The 26,220-nt window shown below is 60.0% G+C and carries 23 protein-coding genes; 18 read left to right on the top strand and 5 right to left on the bottom strand.

Going from position 1 to position 26,220, the window contains the following annotated elements:
• Positions 1 to 98: 98 nt before the first annotated feature.
• From KD146_RS07340 to KD146_RS07300, 9 genes are all read left to right on the top strand, one after another.
• The gene (locus KD146_RS07340; protein ID WP_212658055.1) at positions 99 to 2,027 is read left to right on the top strand and encodes an ABC transporter substrate-binding protein; all 1,929 of its coding nucleotides are present in this window, start codon (positions 99 to 101) and stop codon (positions 2,025 to 2,027) included.
• 79 nt (positions 2,028 to 2,106) lie between these two features.
• The gene (locus KD146_RS07335) at positions 2,107 to 4,215 is read left to right on the top strand and encodes a family 10 glycosylhydrolase (protein WP_212658054.1); all 2,109 of its coding nucleotides are present in this window, start codon (positions 2,107 to 2,109) and stop codon (positions 4,213 to 4,215) included.
• A 22-nt stretch (positions 4,216 to 4,237) separates the two neighbouring features.
• Entirely contained in the window at positions 4,238 to 5,224 is a 987-nt protein-coding gene (locus KD146_RS07330) for an ABC transporter permease (RefSeq protein ID WP_212658053.1), read from the top strand.
• 83 nt (positions 5,225 to 5,307) lie between these two features.
• Positions 5,308 to 6,399, top strand: coding sequence for an ABC transporter permease (locus KD146_RS07325; RefSeq protein ID WP_249327786.1), 1,092 nt, complete (start codon positions 5,308 to 5,310; stop codon positions 6,397 to 6,399).
• Between the two features lie 11 nt (positions 6,400 to 6,410).
• Positions 6,411 to 8,159 (top strand): ABC transporter ATP-binding protein, encoded by a 1,749-nt coding sequence (locus KD146_RS07320; protein WP_212659143.1) that lies wholly within the window; start codon positions 6,411 to 6,413, stop codon positions 8,157 to 8,159.
• A gap of 4 nt (positions 8,160 to 8,163) precedes the next feature.
• Positions 8,164 to 8,940: a hydroxypyruvate isomerase gene (gene hyi, locus KD146_RS07315; protein WP_212658051.1), complete on the top strand. Its 777-nt coding sequence runs from the start codon at positions 8,164 to 8,166 to the stop codon at positions 8,938 to 8,940.
• 10 nt (positions 8,941 to 8,950) lie between these two features.
• Positions 8,951 to 9,826, top strand: a complete 876-nt coding sequence (locus KD146_RS07310; protein ID WP_212658050.1) for a 2-hydroxy-3-oxopropionate reductase — start codon at positions 8,951 to 8,953, stop codon at positions 9,824 to 9,826.
• 87 nt (positions 9,827 to 9,913) lie between these two features.
• Positions 9,914 to 12,025: a beta-galactosidase gene (locus KD146_RS07305; RefSeq protein ID WP_212658049.1), complete on the top strand. Its 2,112-nt coding sequence runs from the start codon at positions 9,914 to 9,916 to the stop codon at positions 12,023 to 12,025.
• 157 nt (positions 12,026 to 12,182) lie between these two features.
• Positions 12,183 to 13,337 carry a mandelate racemase/muconate lactonizing enzyme family protein gene (locus KD146_RS07300; protein ID WP_212658048.1) on the top strand — a complete coding sequence of 385 codons (1,155 nt, stop codon included), beginning with the start codon at positions 12,183 to 12,185 and terminating at the stop codon, positions 13,335 to 13,337.
• Between the two features lie 846 nt (positions 13,338 to 14,183).
• Here the strand turns inward: KD146_RS07300 and KD146_RS07295 are convergent.
• On the bottom strand, positions 14,184 to 15,233 hold the full coding sequence (locus KD146_RS07295) for a LacI family DNA-binding transcriptional regulator (RefSeq protein WP_212658047.1): 1,050 nt from the start codon (positions 15,231 to 15,233) through the stop codon (positions 14,184 to 14,186).
• Between the two features lie 122 nt (positions 15,234 to 15,355).
• Between KD146_RS07295 and KD146_RS07290 the strand changes: the two genes are divergently transcribed.
• The 7 genes from KD146_RS07290 to KD146_RS18195 all read left to right on the top strand — a co-directional run bounded on the left by KD146_RS07290 (position 15,356) and on the right by KD146_RS18195 (position 22,156).
• Complete coding sequence (locus tag KD146_RS07290) at positions 15,356 to 16,315, top strand: glycoside hydrolase family protein (RefSeq protein WP_212658046.1); 960 nt, start codon at positions 15,356 to 15,358, stop codon at positions 16,313 to 16,315.
• Entirely contained in the window at positions 16,312 to 17,469 is a 1,158-nt protein-coding gene (locus tag KD146_RS07285) for a serine hydrolase domain-containing protein (protein ID WP_212658045.1), read from the top strand. Before KD146_RS07290 ends, KD146_RS07285 begins: the two co-directional genes overlap by 4 nt.
• Positions 17,470 to 17,579: 110 nt before the next feature.
• A complete protein-coding gene (locus KD146_RS07280; RefSeq protein WP_212658044.1) occupies positions 17,580 to 18,881 on the top strand; it encodes an ABC transporter substrate-binding protein in 1,302 nt (433 codons plus the stop codon).
• A gap of 39 nt (positions 18,882 to 18,920) precedes the next feature.
• The gene (locus KD146_RS07275; RefSeq protein WP_212658043.1) at positions 18,921 to 19,856 is read left to right on the top strand and encodes a carbohydrate ABC transporter permease; all 936 of its coding nucleotides are present in this window, start codon (positions 18,921 to 18,923) and stop codon (positions 19,854 to 19,856) included.
• Positions 19,853 to 20,677 carry a carbohydrate ABC transporter permease gene (locus KD146_RS07270; protein WP_212658042.1) on the top strand — a complete coding sequence of 275 codons (825 nt, stop codon included), beginning with the start codon at positions 19,853 to 19,855 and terminating at the stop codon, positions 20,675 to 20,677. Before KD146_RS07275 ends, KD146_RS07270 begins: the two co-directional genes overlap by 4 nt.
• A gap of 14 nt (positions 20,678 to 20,691) precedes the next feature.
• Complete coding sequence (locus KD146_RS07265; RefSeq protein ID WP_212658041.1) at positions 20,692 to 21,768, top strand: ABC transporter ATP-binding protein; 1,077 nt, start codon at positions 20,692 to 20,694, stop codon at positions 21,766 to 21,768.
• Positions 21,740 to 22,156: an enolase C-terminal domain-like protein gene (locus tag KD146_RS18195; protein ID WP_427857062.1), complete on the top strand. Its 417-nt coding sequence runs from the start codon at positions 21,740 to 21,742 to the stop codon at positions 22,154 to 22,156. Before KD146_RS07265 ends, KD146_RS18195 begins: the two co-directional genes overlap by 29 nt.
• 384 nt (positions 22,157 to 22,540) lie before the next feature.
• Here KD146_RS18195 and KD146_RS07260 read toward each other — a convergent pair whose 3' ends face one another.
• A complete protein-coding gene (locus tag KD146_RS07260) occupies positions 22,541 to 22,981 on the bottom strand; it encodes a thermonuclease family protein (RefSeq protein ID WP_249327606.1) in 441 nt (146 codons plus the stop codon).
• A gap of 281 nt (positions 22,982 to 23,262) precedes the next feature.
• Positions 23,263 to 23,532, bottom strand: coding sequence for a hypothetical protein (locus tag KD146_RS07255; RefSeq protein ID WP_212658039.1), 270 nt, complete (start codon positions 23,530 to 23,532; stop codon positions 23,263 to 23,265).
• A gap of 277 nt (positions 23,533 to 23,809) precedes the next feature.
• Here KD146_RS07255 and KD146_RS07250 point away from each other — a divergent pair, with 277 nt between their 5' ends.
• Positions 23,810 to 24,133, top strand: coding sequence for a hypothetical protein (locus KD146_RS07250; RefSeq protein WP_212658038.1), 324 nt, complete (start codon positions 23,810 to 23,812; stop codon positions 24,131 to 24,133).
• Here the strand turns inward: KD146_RS07250 and KD146_RS07245 are convergent.
• Together KD146_RS07245 and KD146_RS07240 are read right to left on the bottom strand one after the other, a co-directional pair.
• Positions 24,130 to 24,891: an SOS response-associated peptidase family protein gene (locus KD146_RS07245; protein WP_212658037.1), complete on the bottom strand. Its 762-nt coding sequence runs from the start codon at positions 24,889 to 24,891 to the stop codon at positions 24,130 to 24,132. The genes KD146_RS07250 and KD146_RS07245 overlap by 4 nt on opposite strands.
• Entirely contained in the window at positions 24,891 to 25,202 is a 312-nt protein-coding gene (locus tag KD146_RS07240) for a hypothetical protein (RefSeq protein ID WP_212658036.1), read from the bottom strand. Before KD146_RS07240 ends, KD146_RS07245 begins: the two co-directional genes overlap by 1 nt.
• A gap of 415 nt (positions 25,203 to 25,617) precedes the next feature.
• Here KD146_RS07240 and KD146_RS07235 point away from each other — a divergent pair, with 415 nt between their 5' ends.
• Positions 25,618 to 26,088: a hypothetical protein gene (locus KD146_RS07235; protein ID WP_212658035.1), complete on the top strand. Its 471-nt coding sequence runs from the start codon at positions 25,618 to 25,620 to the stop codon at positions 26,086 to 26,088.
• Positions 26,089 to 26,220: the final 132 nt, after the last annotated feature.

The following is a 26,220-nucleotide window of genomic DNA, read 5'->3' as shown; positions in this document are numbered from 1 at the left end:
TTTTTTGCACATAACGCTTTACCTAACAAAAGCTATACGCAAGCCTGCAGCTAGCCGCTAACATGTTACAAAACAGCGCGGCTGAGGAGGAGTTCGATATGGTTAGAATGAGCCGACGCGCGTTTGTCGCCGCCAGTTCCGCCTTTGTAGGTGCGATGGCAGTCCCTGGACTGATCCGCGCTCAGGAGGCAGTAGAATCCCCGTCATTGCAGGCCCAGGTTGATAGCGGCGCATTGCCGCCCATTGACCAGCGTCTGCCTGAAAATCCCCTGATCATCACCCCGACCGAGCGCCCCGGCAAACAGGGCGGCGACTGGCGCCACGCTCTGGTTGGCGGCGGTTCGCTGTCGATGATCGTGCGCTATCAAGGCTATGAGCCATTGATCCGCTTCACTCCCGATTGGTCCGGTCTGACGCCTAATGTGGCCGAGGGCTATGAGGTCAACGATGATTCAACCGAATATAGCTTCCGCCTCCGCAAGGGGCTGAAGTGGTCAGACGGCGCGCCCTATACCACCGCTGATATTCAGTTCTGGTATGACGACATCCTGACCGACACCGACGTCTCCAAGGGCGGATCAAGCTTCTGGAAAGTGGATGGCGAGTTTGGCAAGCTGACGGTCATCGACGATTTCAACTTCAAGGTGACGTTCAAGGGCCCCAACGGCTTCTTTGTGCAGCGTATGGCCTGGGCCCGTGATGATCACACCACGCAGGCACCGCGCCACTACCTCGAGAAGTTCCACATCAAGTACAATCCCGATGCCGACCAGCTGGCCAAGGAAGCCGGCCTGGAAAGCTGGATTGCTCTGTTCCAGCGCGAAAACGGTCTGGATGACGACAATACCTTCTTCGCCAATTCCGAGCGTCCCACGCTGATGGCCTGGACCTGGCAATCCGCGCCGGGTCAGAATACCGAGCAGGCGATCGCTGTTCGCAACCCCTACTACTTCAAGATCGATACTGCGGGCACGCAACTGCCTTATTTTGATCGCGTCGTGTACCAGATGGTCGCCGACCCAGAAGTCCTTCTGCTCAAGACCCTGCAGGGCGAGATCGACATGATGGACCAGTACATCGCCACACCGACCAACAAGCCGGTGCTGTTTGATGGGCAGGAAAGCGGCGATTACGGCTTCTATACGCTCAAAGAAACCGCCGCCAATGTCATGGTGTTCCAGCTCAACCTGAACCACACCGACGCTACCAAGAATGCGCTGTTCAATACCCGCGCCTTCCGCGAGGCGATGTCGGTGGCCGTGGATCGTCAGGCGCTGATCGACGCGGTGTTTGTGGGGCGGGGATCTCCGGCCCAGCCAAGCATCAACCCCGATGATCCGCTCTACAATGAGCGGCTGGCGACCCAGCACACCGAGTATGATCCGGACGCAGCCAACGCGTTGCTCGACACGCTGGTGCCCGAGAAGGACGACAGTGGCTATCGACTGGATGCCGAAGGTCGGCGTCTCTCGATCATCTTCGAGATCGACCAGAGCCGCACGACCTTCACCGACATGCTGCAACTGGCCATTCCGATGTTTCAGGCCGTTGGCCTCGATGCCCAGGTCCGCACCATGGATCGCTCGCTCTGGGAAACGCGCGTCCGCAACGGCCGTGAGTTTGATGCCACCTGTCATCAGTTCGGTGCCAATGGCGGCGTCGCGGCCATGCTCGATGCCCGCTACTTCGTGCCGTTCAATTCCAATGCGCTCTACGCGCCGGGCTGGAACCTCTACTACACCGAGCCGACCAATCCGCAGGCAATCGAACCGCCTGCCGAGATCAAGGCGCAGCAGGACCTGTACCGCCAATTGCTGGCGACAGGTAATCCGGAAAAGCAGAACGCCCTGATGGCAGAACTGCTGGAAAACGCTGCAGACCAGTTCCTGGTGTTCGGCGTCAGCCTGCCACCGGACGGCTACGGCGTGGTCAAGAACGACATGGTCAACGTGACCAAGACCATGCCCAATTCGTTCGGCTGGCCAACCCCGGGGCCAACCCGGCCCGAGCAGTTCTTCAAGTCCTGAACGACGCTTTGACGATGATTTCCCCGCTGGCCCGCAAGGGTCAGCGCGGGCTCCCTGTATCTCGCATTCAGAGGCTGGCATGGACGCTCTTGCAACGCCGACCAATTCTCATCTCCGCCAGCCCGACTGGTATCGTTCCGCAACACGCTGGACGCAGTTGACGCTGGCTGAAGATGATCCGGTCAAATACGACCCCGATCAGTGGATCGACATTTTCAAGCGCACCCAGTCCAACGCGACCTGTCTGAGCGCTGGTGGATATGTCGCCTACTACCCCAGCAAGGTGCCCTATCACTATGTCTCCAAGTTTATCGGCGATAGCGACCCCTTTGGCGCACTGGTCGAGGGCGCGCGCAGCCTGAACATGCACGTCATGGCGCGCGTGGACCCACATGCCATCCATCAGGACGCCGCCGACGCGCACCCCGAATGGATCGCCGTCGATCGCGACGGCAACAAGCGCCGCCACTGGGCCTTTCCCGATGTCTGGGTGACCTGCGCATATGGCGATTACAACCAGAAATTCATGCCGCAGGTGATCCGCGAGATTGTCGAGAACTATGACATTGACGCCGTGTTCGCCAATCGCTGGCAGGGCCATGGCGTGTGTTACTGTGATAGCTGCACCACCCGTTTCAAGACTGCGACCGGCCTGGACCTGCCGCGAACCTCAAGCCTGGACGATCCGGCCTGGATGGGTTGGACCGCGTGGCGCCGCCAGGTGTTGACACAACTGGTTGTCGATTGGGACGATCTGGTCAAATCCATCCGCCCCAATGCCAGTTTCATTCCCAATATGGGCGGCGTGTCGCTGATCGAGTTCGATCTCGGTCTGATCGAAAAGCACTGCCCGTTCCTGGTGGTCGACGATCAGGGGCGCCGGGGCACGGAATCGATCTGGATGGCCGGTCGCAACGGCAAGCGCATGCGCGCCACGTTCCGCGAGCGCCCGGCCATCCTGATCACCTCGATTGGCCCCGAAGAAGAACATCGCTGGAAGGATTCAGTGACCACGGGACCCGAAATCCAGTCATGGATCACCAATGGCGCAACCCACGGCATGTTGCCCTGGTTCACCAAGTTCAATGGCGTGGTGCCTGACCAGCGCTGGATCCAGCCGGTCGCCGACAGTTTTGGACTGCATGCCCGGCTCGAACCGGTGTTGGCCAATCTTACGCCCACCGCCCAGATCGCATTGCTCGATCCCGCAACCACGTTGCGGCATCACGGCCAGGATACGCGCCGCGCCGCCGAGGCCGATGACCTGGGGTTTTATCAGGCTCTGGTCGAAGCCAAGCTACCGTTTGAACTGGTCTCCGATCAGGCGATGACGCCGGCTATGCTGGACAAGTTCAAGGTCATCATTCTGGCCAATGCGGTCTGCCTGTCAGATGCGCAATGCGCCATGCTGGCAGACTATGTGGCCCTCGGTGGCAGTCTGGTGGCGGCTAACGAGACCGCCACCCGCAATGCCGATAACGAGCCGCGCAATGCCCTTGGTCTGGGTGACGTGCTGGGCGCGAACCGCCTCAGCGCCATGCGGGGACCGGTCAGGAACACCTATGTCTCCTTTGCAGGGGATCACCCGATCAATGCAGGTTTTGACGGGGCCGAGCGGATCATTGGCGGCACGCATCTGATGGCGGTTGAGCCCATCTCGGGCGCCACAGCGCCTGTGCTCTACGTGCCTGACTTTCCTGACCTGCCGATGGAAGAAGTCTACCCGCGTCAGGAGCCCCAGGGCGCTGCTATGGTCGTGCGCGAGCATGATAGTGGCGGCCGCACCGTGTTCATTCCATGGAATATCGGCGCGATCTTTCACGACGTACAGGCTCTCGACCATAGCCGCATGATGACCAATGCGGTGCGCTGGGCACTCGGTGATCGGCCCGAGGTCGAACTGAGCGGAGCCTCGGTGCTGGACGTCGCCATCCGCGACAATGCCGATGAACGCGCTGTGCTGCTGTTCAATCTGACCAATCCGATGATGATGAAGGGCCCGATCCGCGAGTTCTATCCCGTGGGCGAGCAGACCGTGAGCATTGCAATTCCGACGGGCAGACAGTTGGCGAGTGCGCATTTGCTGGTGCGCGGCACCACAGCGGCTGCAACAGTGAGCCAGGGTCGGGTGACCATCACGGTCCCCGATATTGACCTGCTCGAAGTCGTACACGTCGTTTGGGCATAGGAGCGGCTTGGGCCGGACACAAATGCTGAAATACATCATCAAGCGACTGCTCTACATGATCCCGACCCTGTTCGGCATCTCGATGATCGCCTTCATGATCATCCAGCTGCCGCCGGGCGATTATCTTACCTCGCTGATCGCCCGCATGAGCGAGAATGGCGAGAATGTCGACCCCGCCCAGATCGCGCAGTTGCGCGCTGTCTATGGCTTCGATGACCCGATCTGGGTCCAGTATGGCAAATGGATCAGTGGCATCCTGTTCCGCGGCGATTTTGGCTATTCCTTCGACTGGAACCGGCCGGTTTCGGAACTGATCTGGGAACGTATGGGCTCGACCCTAGCCATATCGGTTGCCGCGCTGCTGTTCGTGTGGGCCGTGGCACTGCCCATCGGCATCTTTTCAGCCATGCGCCGTCACTCCGTGGGCGATCACGTCGCCACGCTGTTCGGGTTCATTGGCCTGGCCATTCCCAACTTCATTCTGGCCCTGACGCTGATGTATGTGTCCTACAAGTATCTGGGGCAGAATGTTGGCGGCCTGCAATCGCAGGAATTCATCGACGCGGCTTGGTCGATGCCCAAGTTTCTTGACCTGCTGGCCCATCTTTGGATCCCGGTCATCGTGATCGGCACCTCCGGCACCGCGGCGCTGATCCGCATCCTGCGCGCCAATCTCACTGACGAGTTGAACAAACCCTATGTCGTGACGGCCAAGGCCAAGGGGCTGCCTGAATACAAGGTCGTGCTGAAATACCCGCTGCGTATCGCGCTCAACCCCTTTGTTTCCGCGATTGGTTGGGTGCTGCCCGAGCTGATCTCCGGGGTCACCATCACCGCCATTGTGCTCAATCTGCCAACGGCCGGGCCGCTGCTGCTGCGCGCCCTGGTGTCGCAGGACATGTATCTGGCCGGCAGTTTCATCCTGCTGATGGGCGCGCTTACCCTGGTGGGCATGCTGATCTCGGACATTCTTCTGGCCCTGCTTGACCCAAGAATAAGGTTCAACTGATGACCGCGCACAGCTTTATCACCGATGATCTCGAAAGCGCCCCGGCCACCAGCGCACTGGCAACCGGCACCGCACCCGAGAACATGGCGGCCGCAGGCCAATGGACCCTGATCTGGCACAAGTTTCGCCGTAACAAGGTGGCGGTCTTTGCCGGCAGCCTTATCCTGATGCTCTACTTTATCGGGCTGTTCGCCGAGTTTCTGGCGCCCGCCTTGCCTGAGGCATCGCGGCCGCAGTTCACCTACGCGCCACCGCAGTCGATTTCGCTGTTCGCACCGGCCGAGGATGGCTCAAGCCGTTTCCTGCCACATGTCAAAGGGTACACCCAGAGTGTGGATCCAGAATCGCTGCGCCGGACTTTCGTCGTCGATGACGCGCTGATCGTGCCCATCGGGTTCTTCGTTCGGGGGCCGGAATATAAGCTCTGGGGCCTGATCCCGGCTGACCTGCACCTGATGGGGCCGCTCAAAGCCACCGACACCATGTATCTGATGGGCAGCGACAAGCTGGGTCGCGATCTGCTGAGCCGTCTGATCTATGGCACCCGTATATCGATGTCGATCGGCCTGGTCGGCGTGCTGGTGAGTCTTTGTTTTGGTGTCACCCTGGGTAGCCTGTCGGGCTTTTATGGCGGCTGGGTGGACATGACCATTCAGCGGGGCATCGAGATCATCAGCTCCATGCCAACCATTCCATTATGGCTGGGGCTGGCGGCAGCGATCCCCATCACGTGGTCGCCTCTTCAAGTGTACTTCATCATCACCCTTATCGTGTCGCTGTTCGGCTGGACCGGGCTGGCGCGAGAGGTCCGGGGACGGTTCTTCGCGCTCCGCAGCGAAGACTTCGTTACTGCCGCGCGTCTGGATGGTTCGCGTGAACGTCGCCTGATTTTCCGCCACATCCTGCCATCACTGACAAGCCACATCCTGGCTGTGGTCACCCTGGCACTACCAACGATGATCGTTGCTGAGACGGCGTTGAGTTTCCTTGGCATCGGGCTCAAGGCGCCGGTCGTCTCCTGGGGCGTGTTGCTGCAGGACGCCCAGAACGTGCGCACGATTGCCACCGCACCCTGGCTGCTGATCTGGCCCGCCGGTGCCGTGGTGATCGCGGTGCTGTCCTTCAACTTCCTCGGTGATGGCATGCGTGATGCCGCCGATCCGTACGAAAGCTGAGGCTGATGACCATGCAAGATACGCTTCAACAGCCGCACGCCAACATCTCCACCGAGGATGCCGATATCGTCCTGTCGGTTGAGAACCTCAGCCTAGACTTCCGTCTGCGCACCAATATTCTGCACGCCGTGCGCGATGTCAGCTTCGTGCTGCGCCGTGGTCAGACCCTGTGTCTGGTCGGTGAAAGTGGATCTGGCAAGAGCGTCACGGCACGGGCGCTGCTGCGCATTCTCGATCGCAATGGGTCGATCACCAGCGGCAAGATCCTGCTGCGTGGCAAGGAAGCGGAAATCGATATTGCGCCTCTCAATGAACGCAGCCGTGAACTGCTGCACATTCGCGGCGGCCGCATCGGTCTGATCTTTCAGGAGCCGATGAGCTCGCTTTCGCCCGTCCACACCATTGGCTCTCAGATCATTGAGGCGGTGCAACTGCATCGACGCATGAGCAAGCAGGAAGCCCGCGATGAAGCCATTGCGCTGCTGCGCCAGGTGGAAATTCCCGACCCCGACAAAATGGTGGACCGCTATACGTTCGAGTTCTCCGGGGGCATGCGCCAGCGGGCGATGATCGCGATGGCGCTGGCAGCCGATCCGGAAATCCTGATCGCAGACGAGCCCACCACAGCACTGGATGTGACCACCCAGGCTGAAATCCTGGATCTGATCCGCCGACTGCAGGTCAGCCGCGGTATGGCCATGCTGCTGATCACCCATGATATGGGGGTCGTCGCCGAAGTGGCCGATGCTGTGGCCGTCATGCATTATGGCCGCATTGTCGAGCAGGGCGGGGTGGATGACATTTTCCACGACGCCCAGCATCCCTATACCAAGCGGCTGCTGGCCTCGACGGTCAAGCTCGAACAGGGGCACCTGCAGCGCGCCGCCAAGCCTGCGCGTGATGGCGTTACCCCCGTGCTGCAGGTACGCGACCTGACCAAGGTCTATGGAGCCACCACCGGCTGGCTGGGCTCAAACGGCTATGCGCTCAAGGCGGTGGACGAGGTCAGCTTTGACCTGATGCCTGGGGAAAATCTCGGCATCGTAGGCGAGAGCGGATCGGGCAAGACAACGCTTGGCCGTCTTATTTTGCGGACTGTCGAACCCACATCGGGCTCGGTGCTCTATCACCGCAATGACGGCGCCGATGCGCTTGAGGTGACGTCGCTCGACAAGGGCGGCCTGAGAGACTTCCATCGCGATGTTCGCCTGATTTTTCAGGATCCATTTGCCTCGCTCAATCCGCGCATGACGGTGCGCCAGATCGTTGCCGATCCCCTCATCGTCAGTGGCACCATGCATGGCGCAGAGCTCGATGATCGGGTTGCCGAACTGCTCGAACTGGTGGGGCTCGATCCGCTGATCATGGAGCGCTATCCGCACGCCTTCTCCGGCGGCCAGCGTCAGCGTATTGGCATTGCCCGCGCTCTGGCTCTGGACCCCAAGGTAATCATCGCCGATGAGGCGACGGCGGCACTCGATGTCTCGATCCGCGCCCAGATCCTTGATCTGTTGCTGCAGATCCAACAGCGGCTGTCGCTGAGCTTCATCTTCATCTCGCACGACATCTCGGTGGTTCGCTATTTCTGCGACCGGGTCGCCGTTATGCATCGCGGCAAGATTGTCGAGCTGGGCGACACCGAGCAGATCTGCACCACACCGCAACAACCTTACACGCAGAGCCTGATCTCTGCCGTGCCCAACCCGGACCCGCGCCATAAGCGCATGATGCACCGCACGCGGTTCAACAAACAGGGATAATCCAGTGCCACGTTTTGCTGCCAATCTATCGTTTCTCTACGCCGACCTGCCGTTTCTCGACCGCTTCGAGGCCGCCGCCCGTGACGGCTTCGGCGCTGTCGAATATGTCGGTCCTTACGCAGAAGATCCCCGGGCCATTGCCGCACAACTGGCCAAGCACAAGCTTGAACAGGCGCTGTTCAACCTGCCTGCGGGCGACTGGGCGGGTGGCGAGCGTGGCATTGGTTGCCTGCCAGATCGCATCGAGGAATTTCAGGCTGGGATTGCTACCGCAATTGAATTTGGCAAGGCACTGAACTGCAGCAGGATCAACTGCCTGGCGGGAATTGCACCCAAAGGCGTTGAACATGGTGTGCTGCAGGATACGCTGGTGAAAAATCTCGCCTATGCCGCACCCAGACTGGCTGATGCAGGCATCAAGTTACTGCTTGAACCCATCAACTTGCGGGACATTCCGGGCTTTTTTGTTTCCACGACCGATCATGCCGAAGCCATCTTCGACGCCGTGGGATCCGACAATCTGTTCCTGCAATATGACATCTACCACACCCAGGTGATGCAGGGTGACCTGCTGGCCACCTATGAGCGGCTGCGTGAGCGGATCGCCCATATCCAGATCGCTGACAATCCCGGCCGCAACGAACCCGGAACTGGCGAGATCAACTATCCAATCATCTTCGCGACCCTCGAAAAGCTCGGCTATGCCGGCTGGATCGGCTGCGAATACAAGCCTCTGGCTGGCACCAGTGCCGGTCTGGGCTGGATGAAACCTTATCTGTGAGGACGTCGAAATGAACATCGGATTTATCGGCCTTGGTGTCATGGGATCCCCCATGGCGGGCCACCTGATTGCCGCCGGGCACAGCGTCTTCCTCAATCGGGTCAAGCCGGTTTGCCAACATCTGGTGGAGCAGGGCGGCACCCCGCTCGACAGTGCCAGGGCTGTTGCCCAGGCCGCGGATATCATCATCCTGATGCTACCCGACACCCCGGACGTCGACGCTGTCCTGTTCGGACCCAATGGCGTCGCCGAAGGTCTGAGCAAGGGCAAGCTGGTGATCGACATGAGTTCGATCTCGCCTGTCCAAACCCAGGCCTTTGCCGCCAGGCTTGCCGATCTGGGGTGTGACTACCTCGACGCCCCGGTCTCCGGTGGTGAACTTGGCGCCAAGAACGCCGCGCTGACCATCATGTGCGGCGGCACGACAGCTGCTTTTGAACGCGCGCGGCCGCTGCTCGAACTGATGGGCAAGAACATTACGCTCGTCGGTGATGTCGGCGCCGGCCAGACCTGCAAGGTCGCCAACCAGATCATCGTCGGCCTGACCATCGCCGCGGTCAGCGAGGCCATGACCTTCGCCAAGGCAGCGGGAGCCGATCCGGCCAAGGTCCGCGAAGCGTTGATGGGCGGCTTTGCCGCCTCGCGCATTCTCGAGGTGCATGGCGAACGCATGATCAACCGCACATTCGATCCCGGTTTCCGTATTCGCCTGCATCGCAAGGATCTGGGTTTGGCCGTTGACGGCGCCAAGGCGCTGAACCTGGCGCTACCCAACACCGCGACAACCCAGCAATTGATGAATACAGCGATCGCCCGCGGCGATGGCGACAAGGACCACTCGGCCCTGATCCTGACCCTCGAAGCCCTGGCCGGCCAGACCGGCTAGCCGACCAACGTATCGCGACCCAATCCATTCCCGACGGCAAAACCCCGTTTTGTCGAACGCTTGAACTTTGCCTCAAGGAGCCAAGAAATGTCGTTGAAAGATGTCCCTCAAGTCCCATTTGGGGCGGTATATTTCCGCAAGTCCAACCCACCCCGCGAAGATTGGGAGCGCGATTACGGGGTCGCCAGCCAGGATGGCCTGAATGTCTTCCGTCACTGGTTCATGTGGAGCGCCATTGAGCGCAAGCCGGGCCAATATGACTGGGCCGAGTTCGACCGCCAGCTCGATCTGGCGGCCGAGAACGGCATCAAGACCATTATCGCCGAACTGATCCACAGTGTGCCGGACTGGGCGATGCGCAAATTTGCCCATGCACGCCAGCTGCGCGGCGACGGCACGCCGCTGCCGTCGACCATGGGCCAGTCGTCAGCCACTGGCGGCTTCGCCAATAATGGCGGCGGGGCAGGGGCATTGACCCTCAACTGCCCCGAGGTCAAGGAAGCCGCCGGCAACTTCCTCAAGGCGCTGGTGACCCGCTACAAGGGGCACAAGGGCCTGCTCGGCTACGATGTCTGGAACGAGTGCAATTACTCGCCGCTGGTGGATTATTCTGAGTTCACCAAGCAGGCGTTTCGCGACTGGCTCAAGGCCAAGTATGGCGATCTCGAAACCCTCAGCCAGGCCTGGTACCGCTACAGCCACGCTGACTGGCTCGATGTCGAGCCACCGGTAGAGATTGGTCCCTATCCCGAGAGCCTGGACTGGGTGACCTTCAAGCGCGACAATTTCTACGATCAGATGCAGTGGCGCATCGATCTGGTGCGGAGCATTGATCCCGATTGCCTGATCGCCGCCCATGGCATTGCCGGCGCCATCCCCAACATGATTTCTGGCGGCTGCGATGACTGGCTCGCCGCCTCCAAGGTCGAGCTCTATGGCATGACCTGGATCCCAGCGCGCAAGGGCAACCAGCCATGGCGCAACTTCTTTGGCGCCGACCTGACCCGCGCCGCATCGCGGGGCAAGCCGTTCTGGCATGCCGAGCGCCAGGGTGGCCCGCTATGGATGCAGCCACAGGTACTTGGCCGCGACAAGGATGATGGGCGCGTCGCCGAGCCTGACGACATCAAGGTCTGGACCATGACGTCGTTTGCCGCCGGGGCCACGGGCGTGCTCAACCTGCGCTATCGCCCCCTGCTCGATGGGTCGCTGTTTGGCGCCTTCGGCTCCTACGGCATGGACGGCTCGCGCACACCGCGCTCCGACATGGCCAGCGGCATGGCCAAATGGGCCAATGCCCCCGAGCAGGCCGCCGTGTTCAAGGCGCGACCGCGCAAGGGTGATATCGGCATTCTGGTCATTCCGGAGGCCCAGGCCTGGGATTACCTGCTCAACCACAGGCATCAGCCCACCACCTATGGGGATGCCATGTGGGGTGCCTATCGCGGGTTCTTCGACAATGGCATTCAGGCCGACTGGGTTCATATCGACGATATTGCGAACTATGACGCCATCTACGCGCCATACCCGATCTCGCTGAACTCGGAGAATGCTGCGCGTCTGGCAGTATGGGTAAAGGCCGGCGGCAAGCTGATCAGCGAAGCCTGCCCAGGCTATTTCGGTGATCGCGGCAAGGTCGGCACCGTGCAGCCCAATAACGGGCTCGACGCCATCTTTGGCGCCCGCGAAACCGAGGTCGAGTTCATGCCCGATATTGGCGACCGCGTGGCCTTCGATCTCGATGGCAACACGGTCACCGGGGGCGGCTTCCTGCAGGCCTATGAACTGGCCGGCGGCGTGGAGCGCGCGCGCTTTACCGATGGGCGCCTCGCCATTGTCGAGCATCAGGCGGGCACAGGTAAGACGCTGCTGGTGGGCAGCAATCCCTCCATCACCTATTTCCGTACCTCGACCGACGCCAATCGTGAGTATTTCGCGGCGGTCTTTGCCTGGCTGGGCAAGACCCAGCATGTCACGCTGGGCAATAATGCGGTGCAGGCACGCCTGCATGACGACGCCACCGGCAGCTATCTGTGGATGATCAACCACACCCGCGTGCCGCAGACCAGCAGCGTCACTATCGGCGACAAGGCGCCCACGGGTTTCGATACGCCAAGCTGGATCGATGAGGGGACGGTGCTTGAGGGCTCCAGCGTCACGCTGCCGCCACGCGGGGTGCTCGTCGTCCGGCTCCGATAGCCAAAACACGGATCACCCATCCTGCGCCCGACCGGTATCCCATCGGCCGGGCGCTGTCGTTGTTCGCCTGGGTTCCGCGCCAGGCTTTGGCCGCAGCCAACATCGGGTTTATGCTCAAACCGCGCAGGACAATCACCGACCGGCAAGGACGCCCAGAATGAAGATCACCAATATCGTGTGCTATGCCGTCAAGGTCGGGGTGCGCAATCAGCTGCTGGTCAAGGTCGAGACCGATGAGGGCATTTACGGCTGGGGCGAGAGCGGGCTCTCGAGCCGGGAAAAAGCCGTCGTTAGCGCCATTGAGCACTTTGCCGAATTCCTGATCGGGCGGGATCCCTTTGCCATCGGCGCCCTGTGGCAGGAAATGTACCGCAGCCAGTATTTTGAAGGCGGCCGCGTGCTCACCGCGGCCATTTCGGCGATCGACATCGCGCTCTACGATATCAAGGGCAAGGCCCTTGGCGTGCCGGTCCATCAGCTTCTGGGCGGCAAGCAGCGCCATCATATCCCGACCTTTGCCAGCACGTTTGGCGAGCCCGGACCGGCCATGATCGAACAGGCCCAGATGCTGGTTGATGCTGGCTGGACGGCGATGCGGCTATCGCCTTCAGGTCATGAGAGCAAGGACATCTACGAGCCGCGCGAACACATCGCGCCCTCAGCCAAGTGGTGCACCAGGGCACGCGAAGTGCTGGGCCCGGACATCGTGCTCGGCATTGATTATCACCACCGGCTCAGTGTCGCCGAGGCTGCCAGCTTCTGCCAGAAAATGCCGCGCGGCACGCTGGATTTCCTCGAAGAACCGATTCGCGACGAAAGCCCCGCCGCCTATGAAGCCCTGCGGCGCTTGACCGATATTCCCTTCGCCATCGGCGAGGAATTTTCCAGCAAGTGGCAGTTCCTGCCCTTCATCGAGCGCGACATCCACCAGTTCAACCGGCTGGATGTTTGCAATGTGGGTGGGCTGACCGAGGCAATGAAGATCGCCGGCTGGAGCGAGGCGCACTATGTCGACATGATGCCACACAACCCGCTGGGGCCCATCTGCACTGCCGCCACCATTCACTTCTCGGCCTGTGTCGCCAATTTCGCCTGGCTGGAAACCCGCGCCTCGCCGGCCGAGACCCATCTCGGTTTTGACGATTCCGCATTCTTCCCCGTCAAACTCGAGCTGAACCGGGCCGTCTATATCGTCCCCGACACCCCCGGCCTGGGCGTGGAGGTCAATGAAGCCCTTGTAGCCAGACAGAGCTTTGCCTTCAGCGAAGCCCCCCATCTGCGCCGCCGCGACGGCTCCTTCACCAACTGGTAGGGCCTGGCCGTTAGCGGCACGGCAGACGCGTCACGCTTACCGCATGCTGCGGGACGGTTTGGCTGACGCCCGCCTTGCACGCCCAAATTTGGCGATTGGCAGAAGGCACAGGCAAACCCGCATGACGATGCGCCGCCCGGCCGGATTGGCCTCGCGGGTACACGGGTAACGGGCGGCCGTTGACCCGGCCAAGGGGTAGTGTGGTGGGGGAGCCAAGGGCCGCCCGTCACGAACCGGTTTTGCGCGAGGGTCGGTTCAGCCTGCGCCGGTATTTCAGACGCGACTGCCGCTTGCCCCACTGGACAGGCGCCCCCATCCCCCGGACCTCCCACCCGATCCTGCGTTGGAACCGGTGACTGGTGGGAACGCGGACATGATGACATGGGATTTCGGGGGCGGGGATAAGTTTGTGGAGGCTGTGGATTCCCCCACACGGTGAAATCCCGACCTCCGGCTCGCTTTGCGCCCGAAGACAGGTTCCGGCTGGCGCAGTCCTGAGGTCTTTCCCCGCATTATGAACGTTGGGGTATCTCTGGATGAATTCCGGCCTGCGCTGGAATGACACCGAGATTATAGAATCTTCTCAGTGACCAAGCCATTCTCAGTCCCGTGGACAAGGTTTTTGTCGTCTACATCATGGCCAATCGCAAGCACGGGGCTATTTACACAGGCGTGACACTGATCCGGCGGCGCATGTCCGGTCGCTATGCCATTTTCCTGTTCACTTAAGCAGTTCGCTTGGGCATTGAGTTCTTGGCAACAAAACGTTGGTGTCGCCAAACAAAGTAGCACTTTGGCGGGATATGCAAGTGCGGCGTACTTTGCCTCAAGACCTGACTTCCCTTGTCAAGAAAGAGAAGTGGTCAGGTTTTTGATGCGGTCGTTTGGCCGAAGTGATCCCCGGATAACGGACGGCATGGGGATCAAAGCCTCCCCACCAGAATTGCGATCGAGCAGCATTTCCACCGCGCGCCGCCCCATGGCCTCGTGTGGAAGAGCGATCGTGGTTAGTCCGGGACGCAGATAGGACGCCAGTTCGTCATTATCGAATGACACCAGCGATACATCGCCGGGAATGCTCAGTCCTGCCTCACCAAGTGCCTGGTAAGCGCCGAACGCGAGCCGGTCATTAAGGCACAATATGGCCTTTGGACGGTGCTGTTTGAGCAAGGCGTGAACCAGATCGAAGCCATGCGCAGGTTCCCAGTTCCAGCAACTGAGTTCATGCGCGAATGCCACGCCCGCCGCCGCCATCTCGTCGCGGACGCCGGCAATGCGCCGAGCAATCGATGCGGAGCGAAACAGCCCTTCTTCTTCGTCCGGGTTGTGACCCAACAGCACGATGTCGTCGGTGATGCCGGTGCCCAGCAACAGACGGACCGCGGAGCGTCCACCTTCATACTCATCGGGCAGCACAGCGGTCGGGAAGCGTGCGCTGGTACCATTGAGCATGACAATGGGAACATTGATCGACACGTCCGGCACAAAGACCTCGCGTGCCCGCATCGCGGCGAAGATCACCCCATCGACCTGGCGGTCCAGCGCCGCCTCAACTGCCTCGATCTCGCGTGCCGGCTCGCCGGCCGTCTCAAGCACCAGCATGACGTGTTTGGCGGCCTCAGCGGCCGCAAGCGCGCCGCGGATCAGTCCGCTGGCGAACCGGGTGGTCGCCACATAGTCTGAGATCAGCGCGATCGAGCGAGACTTGTCCGTCCGCAGCGCCCGCGCCGCAACATTGGGTCGGTAGCCCAGACTGGCGGCAGCTGCGTGCACCTTGGCATGGGCGTCTGCGGATAGCCGTGTGTCCGGCCGCCCGGTCATGATCATGGATGCCGCAGAGGTGGACAGGCCCGCCAGTTTGGCAACGTCGGCCAGAGTAACGCGTTTTTTTCCCAATGCCGGCTTTCCTGCTTTTCCAAGGCGCGTGAACGTGCCTGACCTTGGATAGCCACACCGCCGCAACTTGACAACTGAACAAAGGCGTTGCATGTGCTAAATGGTTTTAGCAGGGGGCGTTGATGGCATTTGAGCTGCATGATCATTGGGTTTGGGATTTTTGGCTGGCCGATGATGGCGAGGTCCATCACCTGTACTATCTGCATGCACCCAAATGGCTCGGGCATCCCGATCTGCGGCATCGTTTTGCCCGGATCGGACATGCCACCTCGCGCGATCTGCGAAACTGGTCCGACCATGGCCGCGTGTTTGACGCAGGCGTGCCGGGCGCGTTTGACGGCAGTGCGACCTGGACAGGCAGTGTCGTGCGCGGCCCCGACGGCATGTGGCGCATGTTCTATACTGGCTCGCGCTTCCTTTCCCCTGATAACAACGCCAATATCGAAACGATTGGTCTGGCGACCTCGCCCGATCTTTATAGCTGGACCAAGCAGTCCGGACCGATATGCGCGGCGGACGCCACCCTGTATGAAACATTGGGCACCAGCGACTGGCCCGAAGAGGCCTGGCGCGATCCGTGGGTCTTCTGGCGGGAAGACGATCAGCTCTGGCACATGCTGATCACCGCGCGCGGCAAGACGGGCATCGAGCCTGATCGCGGCGTGGTCGCTCATGCCGTCTCTACCGATCTCTCAGAGTGGGCCGTCCGGCCACCACTGAGCGATGGCGATAGTGGATTTGCCCATCTCGAAGTCCTTCAGGTGATCGAAATCGAAGGTCAGCAACACCTGATATTCTGCTGCGATACTGCCAAGATGGCGGGAAATCGGGCTGGGACCCAGGGGGGTATCTGGACCCTGCCAGTCGATACCATGCCTGCTAAGGTTGATCCGACCGCGGCGCGTCTGCTCGTGGATGATCACCTCTATGCTGGCCGGATCGCTACCGACCGGGATGGCGCGCACTGGTTGATGGCGTTCAACAATGTTGTCGAGAATGGCGGCTTTGTGGGCGGTATCTGCGACCCGATGCGCATTGTCGTCGGGCGAGACGGCTACCTGGCTCTGGAGGTTCGCTCGTGAGCTTGGTCGTTTCTGGTTCGGTTGCACCCGGGTTCGAACCCGTTGCTGATGCTTTTGCCGCGGGCTTTGATGGGCACCCGGCCATGGGGGCTGCCCTTCACGTGGTCATTGAAGGCCGCAGTGTTATCGATCTGTGGGCCGGCACTGCTGACCAGCGGACCGGCCGCGCGTGGTCTCAGGACACGCCGTCAGTCATATTTTCCTGCACCAAGGGGTTGGTCTCGATCATGGCGGCGCGGCTGGTGCAGGAGGGGCGGCTCGATTACGACTCCCCGGTCAGCCACTACTGGCCCGAATTTGCAGCTGCCGGTAAAGCCGACGTGACGGTGGGGCAGGCGTTTGCGCACCAAGCTGGACTGAGTGCGCCACGCCTTGAACTTAGCGAAGACGATATTGTCGACTGGGAGCGTATGGTCCATGTGCTGGCAGCTCAGGAACCACTCTGGCAGCCGGGAACCGGCTACGCCTACCACGCCCTTACTCATGGGTGGCTGGCGGGGGAGATCGTGCGCCGGGTCAGCGGCATGTCGGTTGGCAGCTATTTTCGCCACCTCATCGCCGGACCTCTGGGTGTTGATGCCTGGATCGGCCTGCCCGAAGCGATCGCCGGGCGCGCCGCGCATTTGCAGGTGAGCCCGCCACTTTCTGCACTTTGGGCGGAAGAAGCGGACAAGCCGCCACCAAACTGGCCTTACAAGGCGATGACACTCGGCCACGCATTGCCCGCCGATCTGGTCACCGCCGATGGCGGCTTCAACAAGCAGCGCATTCGCGCAGCCGAAATTCCTGGCGCCGGTGGGCTGGCCAGTGCCGCAGCGCTGGCATTGATGTGGTCGGCTACGGTCGCGCCGACGCGCGGTATCGAACTGCTTGAGCAGGACGTGATCGCTCGCGCCACGCAAACCCGCAGCACCGGCGCGCCGGTGTTTGGCGGCGAACCACCTTTCTCGCGATGGGGGTGCGGATTCCAGCTCGATTCCGAAGCTCGCCGCTATCTTTCGGACGGGTGTTTCGGGCACGACGGTGCAGGCGGCCAGGTCGGCTTTGCCGACCCCGTGCGCAAAATTGGTTTTGGCTATGTCACCAATTGGATGATGGGCCCCGAAGACCTGCGGGCGACGCGTATTCTCGACGCATTGCGCGTTTTGGTCTAGCCGTTCCATTCTTGCCACCAGAACATATTGACAGCCACTAGCGACCATGTGCTAAATCCATTTAGCAGACGGAAACATCCACTGCCGACCATGCCCCGGAGGAGGTAATCTTGAGATACCATTCACGCAACGCGCTTCGCATCGCCCTGACATTTTCGGTTGCCGCCACCGCCGGCACGGCTCTGGCCGCGCCCAGCTGCGGCACCGATCCGGTCGTGCTCAACGCATATTTCGAAACCGGTTTCCCGCTGCCAACGCGGCTGGCCGACGAATTCGCCACTCAGTTTCCCAATGTCACCTTTGACATCAAGGAAGACCAGTTCGCCAACATGATGGAGAATTCGCCTCGCATCCTGTCCGAAGACAATGCGCCCGATCTCGTTCGTCTGCCATCGTTGACCGACCTTGTGGCCAACGATCTGCTGATGAATCTGGACGGCTATTTCACCGACTTTGGGTGGGATCAGTTCCCCGAAGGCCAGCTGGTGCAGCTACGCGTTGAAGAAGGCGGGCGACCGCGCGGCACGGGCTCGCTCTATGCCATGGGCCTGAACTATTCCATGACCGGCGTGTTCTACAACAAGGCCAAGGCCGGGCAGATTGGCATGACTGCTGCACCCCAGACGGTGGCCGAACTCGATGCCCTCATGGCCAAGGCAAAAGAAGCCGGTCTCCAGCCGATCATGCAGTGGAACAAGGGCACTGGCGGCTTTGCTTTTCCGCTGCAAAACCTGATGGGCGCTTACGGCGCCCCTGAGCCGATCAATGACTGGATCTTCCAGAAGGAAGGCGCGACCATCGACACAGCGGACAACCTCAAGGCGGCCCAGCACCTTGATCGCTGGATCAAGGATGGGTACTTCCCCAGCGATGCCAATGCCATCGAATATTTTCAGATGATGAGCCGCTTCATCGGTGGCGAAGGCGTGTTCATGTTCAACGGCGACTGGGAATCGGGCAATCTCGACAGCAATGCTGAAGGCCAGTTTGGCTTCTTCATCATGCCTAGTGAGGAAGCGGATGGTCGCCACGCCACCATGTCCTCACCGCTGACCTTCGGTATCAGTGCCAAGGCCGTCAATCCCGATTGTGCTGCATTCTTCCTCGACTGGGTGGCCCGCAACGAAGAGGCCCGCAAGATTAACGTGGCCGTTGGTGGCTCCAACCCCGGCGGCCCGGTTGACCTGCCTATCCCCGCTGTTGAGCCCGGTTCAGTCACTGAAGCATCGCTTGAGGCCGGCAACGCCCTGGCTCAGGATAATGGTGCAATGGACTTCATCGCCAATGCCACTGGTGCCATTTTTTCAGCGGGCTGGACGCCAGAACTGCAGAAAATGGTGGGTGGGCAGCAGACGCCTGAAGGTCTGCTCGAAGCCGTGCAGGATGAATACGTGACCCAGCTGTCTCGCTAGGTTCTAAGCGGTATCCCCTGATTGGTTTCGGAATGAAACATGACTGAACAACTCACGTCCGTTCCGGCCGATCAGCGCCCAACACAGCGGCTTCCCCGTCATCGGAGAAGCCGCAAAAGCAAGCTGACGGCCTGGATATTCATCGCGCCAGCCTTTCTGGCTTATGCAACCTTCGTGCTCGTGCCTCTTGCGATGAGCCTGTATTATTCTTTCCTGCGCTGGGACGGCATTGGCGAGGCCCGCTTCTATGGCTTGTCCAACTACATCACCGTGCTCACCGACTCCGATCTGCTCCAGATCATCGGCAATGCCTTCCAACTCGTGCTGTATTTCACGCTGATCCCGGTCGGGCTTGGGCTGGCGATCGCCTCTGCCATTCGCGGCCAGATGGCGGGCACTTTTGGCACCGTCACCCGCACGATTTTCTTTCTTCCCCAGGTCATCCCCCTTGTGGCCGCCGGCATTGCCTGGAGCTGGATGTTCGCCTCCATGGGCGTGGTCAATCAGGGTCTCAAAGCTATCGGGCTGTCAGACTGGACGCGCGGCTGGCTCGGCGATTTCGTCTGGGCGCTGCCCGCAGTCGGCGTCATCGGCGCCTGGGTACTGCTCGGTCTGTGCATCATGCTGCTGGTGACCGGCATCACCAAGATCGATCCAAGCCTATATGAGGCTGCCCGACTGGACGGCGCCCGGCCATGGCATGAGTTTGTCTACATTACCCTGCCGGGTCTGCGGCAAGAAATTGGCGTGTGCATGACGCTCACCATCATCGCGGCGCTGGCCAGTTTCGACATCGTCTACATCGCCACCCAGGGTGGGCCGGGCATCACCACCACGGTTCCGGGGCTGGAGATCTATCGACTGGCCTTCGCCCATCGTCAGGTCGGGCTGGCCTCAGCGCTGGCCATCGTCCTGATGGTTCTGGTGTTGATTTCGATCGGTCCGGTCCAGTGGTTCACACGAGATAAAAAATGAAGACGCTCACGTCAAAAACCGTCCTGGCGCGGGTCCTGATCATTGCCCTGATGCTGCTCACAATCCTGCCGTTTCTGAGCATGCTGTCGGCTGCACTGGCGCCTTCGGGCACCTATCCCAATGGTCTGCAATGGCCCGCCGATCCGCAGTGGAGCAATTTTATCAAGGCGTTCGAAGTAGCCAGGATGGATCAATTGCTGGTTTCCAGCAGTCTGATTGTTCTCGGCGTGGTGCCGCTCTCGGTGCTGATCGCCACCATGGCGGGCTATGGTTTGGCGAAGTTGACCACCGATCGCTACAAATGGCTCTATCTGGTGTTTGTGTTCGGCCTGACACTGCCTTTCGAGGCTGTCATCACCCCGCTATATTACGAAGTGCGGGCCATGGGCCTGCTCAACACACGGTTCGCCATCATTCTGCCGTTGATCGGCCTCTACATGCCCTTCGGCGTCTACTGGATGCGCGCCCATTTCCTCAACGTTCCGCAGGACCTCAGCGAGGCAGCCCAACTGGATGGCGCCACCCGCTGGAAGGAATTCCTGCTTGTTCAGGTCCCCCTGGCGCGTCCCGCGATCATGTCGCTGTCCATTCTGCTTTTCCTTTGGACCTGGAACCAGTTCCTGCTGCCGGTCGTCCTGGTTCAGGACCCTATGCAACGCACAATGGCCGGTGCCCTGGGCGCCTTCCAGGGCCAGTGGGGCACTGACGTCCCACTGCTGTGCGCAGGCTCTCTGCTCATCCTCACACCCACCGTGCTGCTGTTCCTCGCGTTCCAGCGCCAGTTCGTCGCCGCCCTCATGCAGGGCGCGGTGAAGGGCTAATCCGGAGACTTCAAATGGCCCAACTATCCCTTCGCTCGGTCGTCAAGAATTATGGCGATGTCAAAGTCATCAAAGGTGTCGACCTCGATATCGGTCACGGTGAGTTCGTCGTCTTTGTCGGGCCGTCGGGCTGCGGCAAATCTACCCTGCTGCGCATGATCGCCGGTCTAGAGGATATTTCGGGCGGCGAGGTGACTATTGGTGATCGCGTGGTCAACGATATCGAACCCCGTGATCGCGGCGTCGCCATGGTATTCCAGTCCTACGCGCTCTATCCGCATATGAGCGTGTACGACAATGTTGGCTTCGGGTTGAAACTGGCCGGTACGCCCAGGGATGAGCGCGATCGCAAGATCCGCGCTGTGGCCAAGGTCTTGCAGATGGAGCAATTGCTTGATCGCAAGCCTGCCCAGCTCTCAGGCGGACAGCGCCAGCGCGTGGCCATTGGCCGGGCCATCGTGCGCGAGCCGGATGTCTTCCTGTTCGATGAGCCTCTGTCCAATCTCGATGCTGCCCTGCGCGTCGACATGCGCATGGAACTTGCGCGACTGCATCACGATCTGGGCGCCACGATGATCTATGTCACGCATGATCAGGTCGAGGCGATGACCCTGGCGGACAAGATCGTGGTGCTCAATGGCGGCGTGCTGCAGCAGGTAGGTTCGCCTCTTGAACTCTACAACAATCCTGCCAACCAGTTCGTGGCGGGCTTCATCGGTTCACCCAAGATGAACTTCATTGCCGGAACGGTGCAGTCGATCACTGCAGATATCGCTCAGTTTGTCACCAAGGATGCCACCATGGCGTGGAGCATACCTGCTGCTGGGCTTTCGGTGGGGCAGGCGGTTACATTGGGTGTGCGGCCACACGGCTTGAGCGCCGACCCAAAAGGGCCGCTGCAAGGCACGGTTCTGTTGGTTGAGTCCCTTGGCAACGAAACTGTCGTACGCGTTGCACTGGCAGATGGCACTGAGATCACCGCAGCGCTGCCGGGGCAAAGCCATCTGGAAACAGGGGCGCGCATTCAGCTCGGCATCGCGGCCTCAGAATGTCACGTCTTTGATGATCAAGGACAAAAGCCTGCCGCCTAAGCGTGCAGGTGAGGGGTGTAGCGGTTGGGCAGATGTCCTGGCGCTTCGTCATCCAAGTGGCAGTTTGCCCCTATGTGGAAAACGACATCCTCCCACATGCCCACATGCCCACATCGACATCTGCAATGTCGGTGGTTTCACCGAGGCCATGAAGGTCGCCGGCTGTTGCGAGGCGCACTATGCCGATCGCATGCCGCATAATCCGCTGGGACCAGTGTGCACTGCGGCGTCAGTTCACATGGGCGCGGTTGTTCCCAATTTCTCTTGGCTGGAATGCCGGCAAGCCCTGTGGAGCAACTCGGCTTTGACAACAGGGAACTCTTCCCCGTTCAGGTTGAACTCGAAGATGGCGCGTACATCGTGCCCGACGGACCAGGCCTTGGCGTAGACGTCTATGAGGACCGCCTGAGAGTATCTGAACTCGCATACTCAGAACCACCGCATTTGCGACGCCGCTACGGGCCTTTCACCAACTGGTGAAACCTGGGACAAGTCACACGGGCTTCATCAGCATTTGGAGCAGCCTTACCTTATCGTGCTGCCTAATTCCTTGGCAGGTTGCGGGAGTAGTTGCCTAAAACCTGCCAGTCCCCTTTCTACCCGTTGCCATTGCCGCGACTTGAACGGACATTCCGCATTTAGGAAATCCAAACCGCCACTTGGATGGCGGGAATGGGGTGCGTTGGTGACCGGCGGTTTCCGCCCCATTTCAGACCTCGCGCCTATAACAACTAGGTTGAACGTTTGAATTCGCCAACCTTCCAAAACACTATCAACACCAGAATTCGTCTCCGTCAGGCCAACGACGTGCCAAGCCCTCGCTGATCAAGATGTCTCCGACATCTCTACCGTTGATACGGATGGTCGCAAGTCTGCGCTTGCTTCTGGTGCTGTCCAGTCCGAAGCGCTCGATTGTCCAATCATTGTGGTTGAGCAGATCAAGAAGCCTTGAGCTCGCTCTTATTGCCAGTGCGACTTCGCGTTCGCCACCACAGATCTGCGTTTGCGGCTCGGGTGTGTCGAAGTCTTTCAGACGAATGTTCTCGCCATCGAGCCAGAGGGTGTCGCCATCCACGACACAGGTCTTGTGCGCTGTGTTTGGTCTGTTTCCGCACATCTCCAGATTGGAATAGGACTGTGCAGAAGCAATCGAGGGCACCAACGCGGAAATGGCAAGAATGCAGCCAGCTATCCATGGTTTCTGTCGCGACATACTGGCCGTTCTCCTCATCGGGCAACTGATACTCGTTCACCAAGTAGCGGCAGACCAGTTTCACCCCAGCTATGAAGGCAAATGCGTGCCAATAGCCAGTGACGTCGATTGTGCAGGTGGATCGGGAAACGGGCCAGCATATGTCAGTGGGCCAGTGCGCGTGGTTGGGCCCGACGTGTACCAGTTGGATCGTGATGGCGATGGCTGGGCGTGTGAGCGGGGCTAACCAAAGGGCAGGGGTGCCATTGTCTCAAGCCACACATGGTGGCAGTTTGAAGTGGTCACTCCAAGTCTGGAACGTCGCCGTCCTGAAAGATCACAACCGGATCCCCGAACACACCATTGACCAGGTCTGCTGTCCGAGACCAGGCAATCACACCAGCATAGGTGCCCAGTGCTGCCATCCGTCGCGCATCCATCTTGGCCTTGTCTTCTGACGGCACCTCTCGGGGCTCGAAAGCGGTTTGCAACTCGCCTTCTTCGTCCCGGACAAATGCCAGCAGCACGATCAGGCTGGTTGGTTTGATATCCGGCTTCTGAACCGTCAGCATGTCAGTTCTCCCATCACATTGACACGGATCCCTCTCGACTCTTGTCGCGAAGAATGAGAACAAAATAGGAACTGCTGCCTATTGGAGTCAATCTCGATCGATGTCGTCACAACCTGTGACCCTGTCCAAAATGGGCCAAAGAGTGATCCGCGTGCGCTGCGATGAATGTAGCCGCCGTGGCGCATATCGGGCTGACAGACTGTTGGGCATGGTGGGCGATGTCACCGGACCTGACGCGCTCAGGGCAATTGGCAGGCTCGGCAAATGCCGCAAAGCCTTGAACCCGCCAGATATCAATTCGATCAACTATGCGAACGATCGATGCCAGATCCGTCTTGATGAGCCGCAGGGCCGCATTCCGCCAACAATTGGCAAGGCCATGCATGAGAAATGGCGCGGCTTCATTGAATGCCAGCGGCATCATCAAGGCCTCAAGCAGGCAAAGCCCTGTGGGGTAGAGGCAGAGCTCGATCTTCCAACGCTGGTTGCCGTGCTGGGCTACAATTTCGAGATCAACAGGTTGGCAGCCAAGCTCAATGCGCCATGCTGTGGTGGCCGAATGTTCGGGTTAAGGTGGTATGTGCCTGACGATGACCTTTAGGCGCCGTCCTGTTTGACGCCAACAGCGACGATGTCGAGTACGCCATCGGGCAGGGGGCGCTGTAGCTGGATGGCTTCATCCTTGGGCGCCGACAGCCACATCTCGACCTCTTCAGGTTTGGTCAGAATAACCGGCATGGCCTTGGGGTGGATGGCCCCAACAACGTCGTTGGGCTCTGAGGTCAAGAAGCCGAAATAGTCTGCTGTTTCGACTCCAGTTTTGACCTTGCGCACACTGGTCCAACCTTCGACCCAGATGCCTGCAAAGAAGGCCAGTGGCCGGCTTTCATCCAGGGCAAACCAGGTGTCGCCCCGCTTCTTGCCGTCCTGCATGGTGCCATCGAACTCTGAGAACGATGTGAAGGGCACGACGCACCTGTTCTCGACACCCATCCAGCGGTTCCAGTGCTGGTTCCAGCGGCCTTTGACCGGATCAAAGATGTTGCGCACATTGGTTGTGCCGCTATCTGGCTCGAGCTTGAGCAATTCGGCGAAGTCCACCACTTGCCCTTTATCTTCAAGCTTTGCCGCGCGCTTCTTGGCGCTCTGCATCAAGGCGAACTGGCTGGAAGGCATGCCCCACCGAACCTTGGCCAGCTCGCGGCCAATGGCGGTATTGCGCACGATGGGCGCTGCATAGTCTGGAAAGATGCCCGGCTGAGGTTCGAGATTGCCAACACTGTCGTGGATGCGGTTGACCTCTTTGACGAAGTCGATGATCGCCTGCCGATTACTGGTGTGGGAGTAGAGATTGCACATCAGTCAAAACCTTCAAATTCGGCTAGCTCGCCCCATTCGGGCTGCCAGAGTTCGCGCTCTTCAATGGCGATCACAACACGCTTGAATGCCCAGATTGTGCGCAGGGATTCTGCGCGGCGAAGGGCATCGTCGATAGAGTAGGGGCCTTCCATCGAACCTCTGACTTTATCGCCTTGGGTAATCCAATCTGGCCAATAGACGCTTGCTGTCAGCTCCACCGGATCAAAGCCCCTTGGCGGCGCCCCAATGCCAACTGTGATGGCATCAAATGCCACCTCATCATCATCGGTGGTCCACTGGTAAACTGTCATGCAGGCTCATCGTGACTGATTGTAGAGATCATAGCGGCAGACATCCTATCGCCCGGGCAGAATAGTGAGCTCAATCGATGCCACCAGGGGTGCAGCGTAGCACATGGCAGTGCGCGGCAAATAAGCTTCTCAGATCTCAATCCAACTCAGCGCCAACTGATGAACTGCGCGAGCCCGTGCAATGCCACTGCAACCACGATAGCCAACATGAGACTGGTGGTGTCAGTGTCTCCTTGGACTAGTGGGCCGAGCAAACCCACGCTGAAGACCGCGACTGCGAGGCCGTTCAGGAACTGCGACGCCACGCGCTTGCTATCTCGCCCTTTTGGCATTTTGATCTCCTTATCCCGCTGGCAGAATACCAGCGCCAGTGGCGGGGAGGATTTGAGGGACAAGTCTTCCAGGGGAGACGGCAATGAAGGCACAGGTCGATCGAATGACCGCGGAGCTGTCAGAGAGATTTCGGCACTATGTGCGTGACCTAAAAATTCAGCTGTGGAGCGAGAACGGCCAGGTTGAATTTCACACCAGTTTCCGCCTGCGCCGTGATCAGTCGGTCCAGGATTTCAAACTGAGTTTACCAGCTGACCTTGGCCAAACCGACGCCGACCGAGCAATGCTGGTGGTCGGCATCTTTTCGCTCATTGGCCAACGTATTCGGCAGTCCATCTCAACCGCGTCGCGGCCGAACGCGCCATTGGCTCGTCCCCCTGATACCGGACCCGCGGTCGTGGAACGTCACCGGCTAATCGCGAAATTGCAGCGTGATCTTGACGGGCTCAGAAAGATCCCACCCAAACGACGGGAAGCAGAATGTGCAGATGAGCGAGAGCAGACTTGCCGTGCGTTGCTTTGGGAATTAGGCGCAGGGGAAGGCGACCGCTAGGTTTGGACCTCGACAGCTATACAACATGACTTCAGTGGGGGGCAGCTTGGCGCCCCATTCCCGCCGTTCGACTTGCTTGAACGAGTTCCTAAAAGCGGACATGGATATTTTGTTCAGCGCCAATTGTGGCGC

It is taken from the genome of Devosia litorisediminis (genome assembly GCF_018334155.1).
GTDB classification, from domain to species: Bacteria; Pseudomonadota; Alphaproteobacteria; order Rhizobiales; family Devosiaceae; genus Devosia; species Devosia litorisediminis.
The sequence above is the reverse complement of the archived record's forward strand: the minus strand, read 5'-3'. Positions and strand labels throughout refer to the sequence as shown.

Bases quoted from the DNA above. Each gene is read 5' to 3' on its own strand.
- KD146_RS07320 (WP_212659143.1), top strand. From the start codon at position 6,411: ATGCAAGATACGCTTCAACAGCCGCACGCCAACATCTCCACCGAGGAT.
- KD146_RS07290 (WP_212658046.1), top strand. From the start codon at position 15,356: ATGGCATTTGAGCTGCATGATCATTGGGTTTGGGATTTTTGGCTGGCC.
- KD146_RS07310 (WP_212658050.1), top strand. From the start codon at position 8,951: ATGAACATCGGATTTATCGGCCTTGGTGTCATGGGATCCCCCATGGCG.
- KD146_RS07275 (WP_212658043.1), top strand. From the start codon at position 18,921: ATGACTGAACAACTCACGTCCGTTCCGGCCGATCAGCGCCCAACACAG.
- KD146_RS07260 (WP_249327606.1), bottom strand. From the start codon at position 22,981: ATGTCGCGACAGAAACCATGGATAGCTGGCTGCATTCTTGCCATTTCC.
- KD146_RS07305 (WP_212658049.1), top strand. From the start codon at position 9,914: ATGTCGTTGAAAGATGTCCCTCAAGTCCCATTTGGGGCGGTATATTTC.
- KD146_RS07340 (WP_212658055.1), top strand. From the start codon at position 99: ATGGTTAGAATGAGCCGACGCGCGTTTGTCGCCGCCAGTTCCGCCTTT.
- KD146_RS07325 (WP_249327786.1), top strand. From the start codon at position 5,308: ATGGCGGCCGCAGGCCAATGGACCCTGATCTGGCACAAGTTTCGCCGT.
- KD146_RS18195 (WP_427857062.1), top strand. From the start codon at position 21,740: ATGATCAAGGACAAAAGCCTGCCGCCTAAGCGTGCAGGTGAGGGGTGT.
- KD146_RS07255 (WP_212658039.1), bottom strand. From the start codon at position 23,532: ATGCTGACGGTTCAGAAGCCGGATATCAAACCAACCAGCCTGATCGTG.
- KD146_RS07265 (WP_212658041.1), top strand. From the start codon at position 20,692: ATGGCCCAACTATCCCTTCGCTCGGTCGTCAAGAATTATGGCGATGTC.
- KD146_RS07300 (WP_212658048.1), top strand. From the start codon at position 12,183: ATGAAGATCACCAATATCGTGTGCTATGCCGTCAAGGTCGGGGTGCGC.
- KD146_RS07240 (WP_212658036.1), bottom strand. From the start codon at position 25,202: ATGACAGTTTACCAGTGGACCACCGATGATGATGAGGTGGCATTTGAT.
- KD146_RS07330 (WP_212658053.1), top strand. From the start codon at position 4,238: ATGCTGAAATACATCATCAAGCGACTGCTCTACATGATCCCGACCCTG.
- KD146_RS07245 (WP_212658037.1), bottom strand. From the start codon at position 24,891: ATGTGCAATCTCTACTCCCACACCAGTAATCGGCAGGCGATCATCGAC.
- KD146_RS07270 (WP_212658042.1), top strand. From the start codon at position 19,853: ATGAAGACGCTCACGTCAAAAACCGTCCTGGCGCGGGTCCTGATCATT.
- KD146_RS07335 (WP_212658054.1), top strand. From the start codon at position 2,107: ATGGACGCTCTTGCAACGCCGACCAATTCTCATCTCCGCCAGCCCGAC.
- KD146_RS07235 (WP_212658035.1), top strand. From the start codon at position 25,618: ATGAAGGCACAGGTCGATCGAATGACCGCGGAGCTGTCAGAGAGATTT.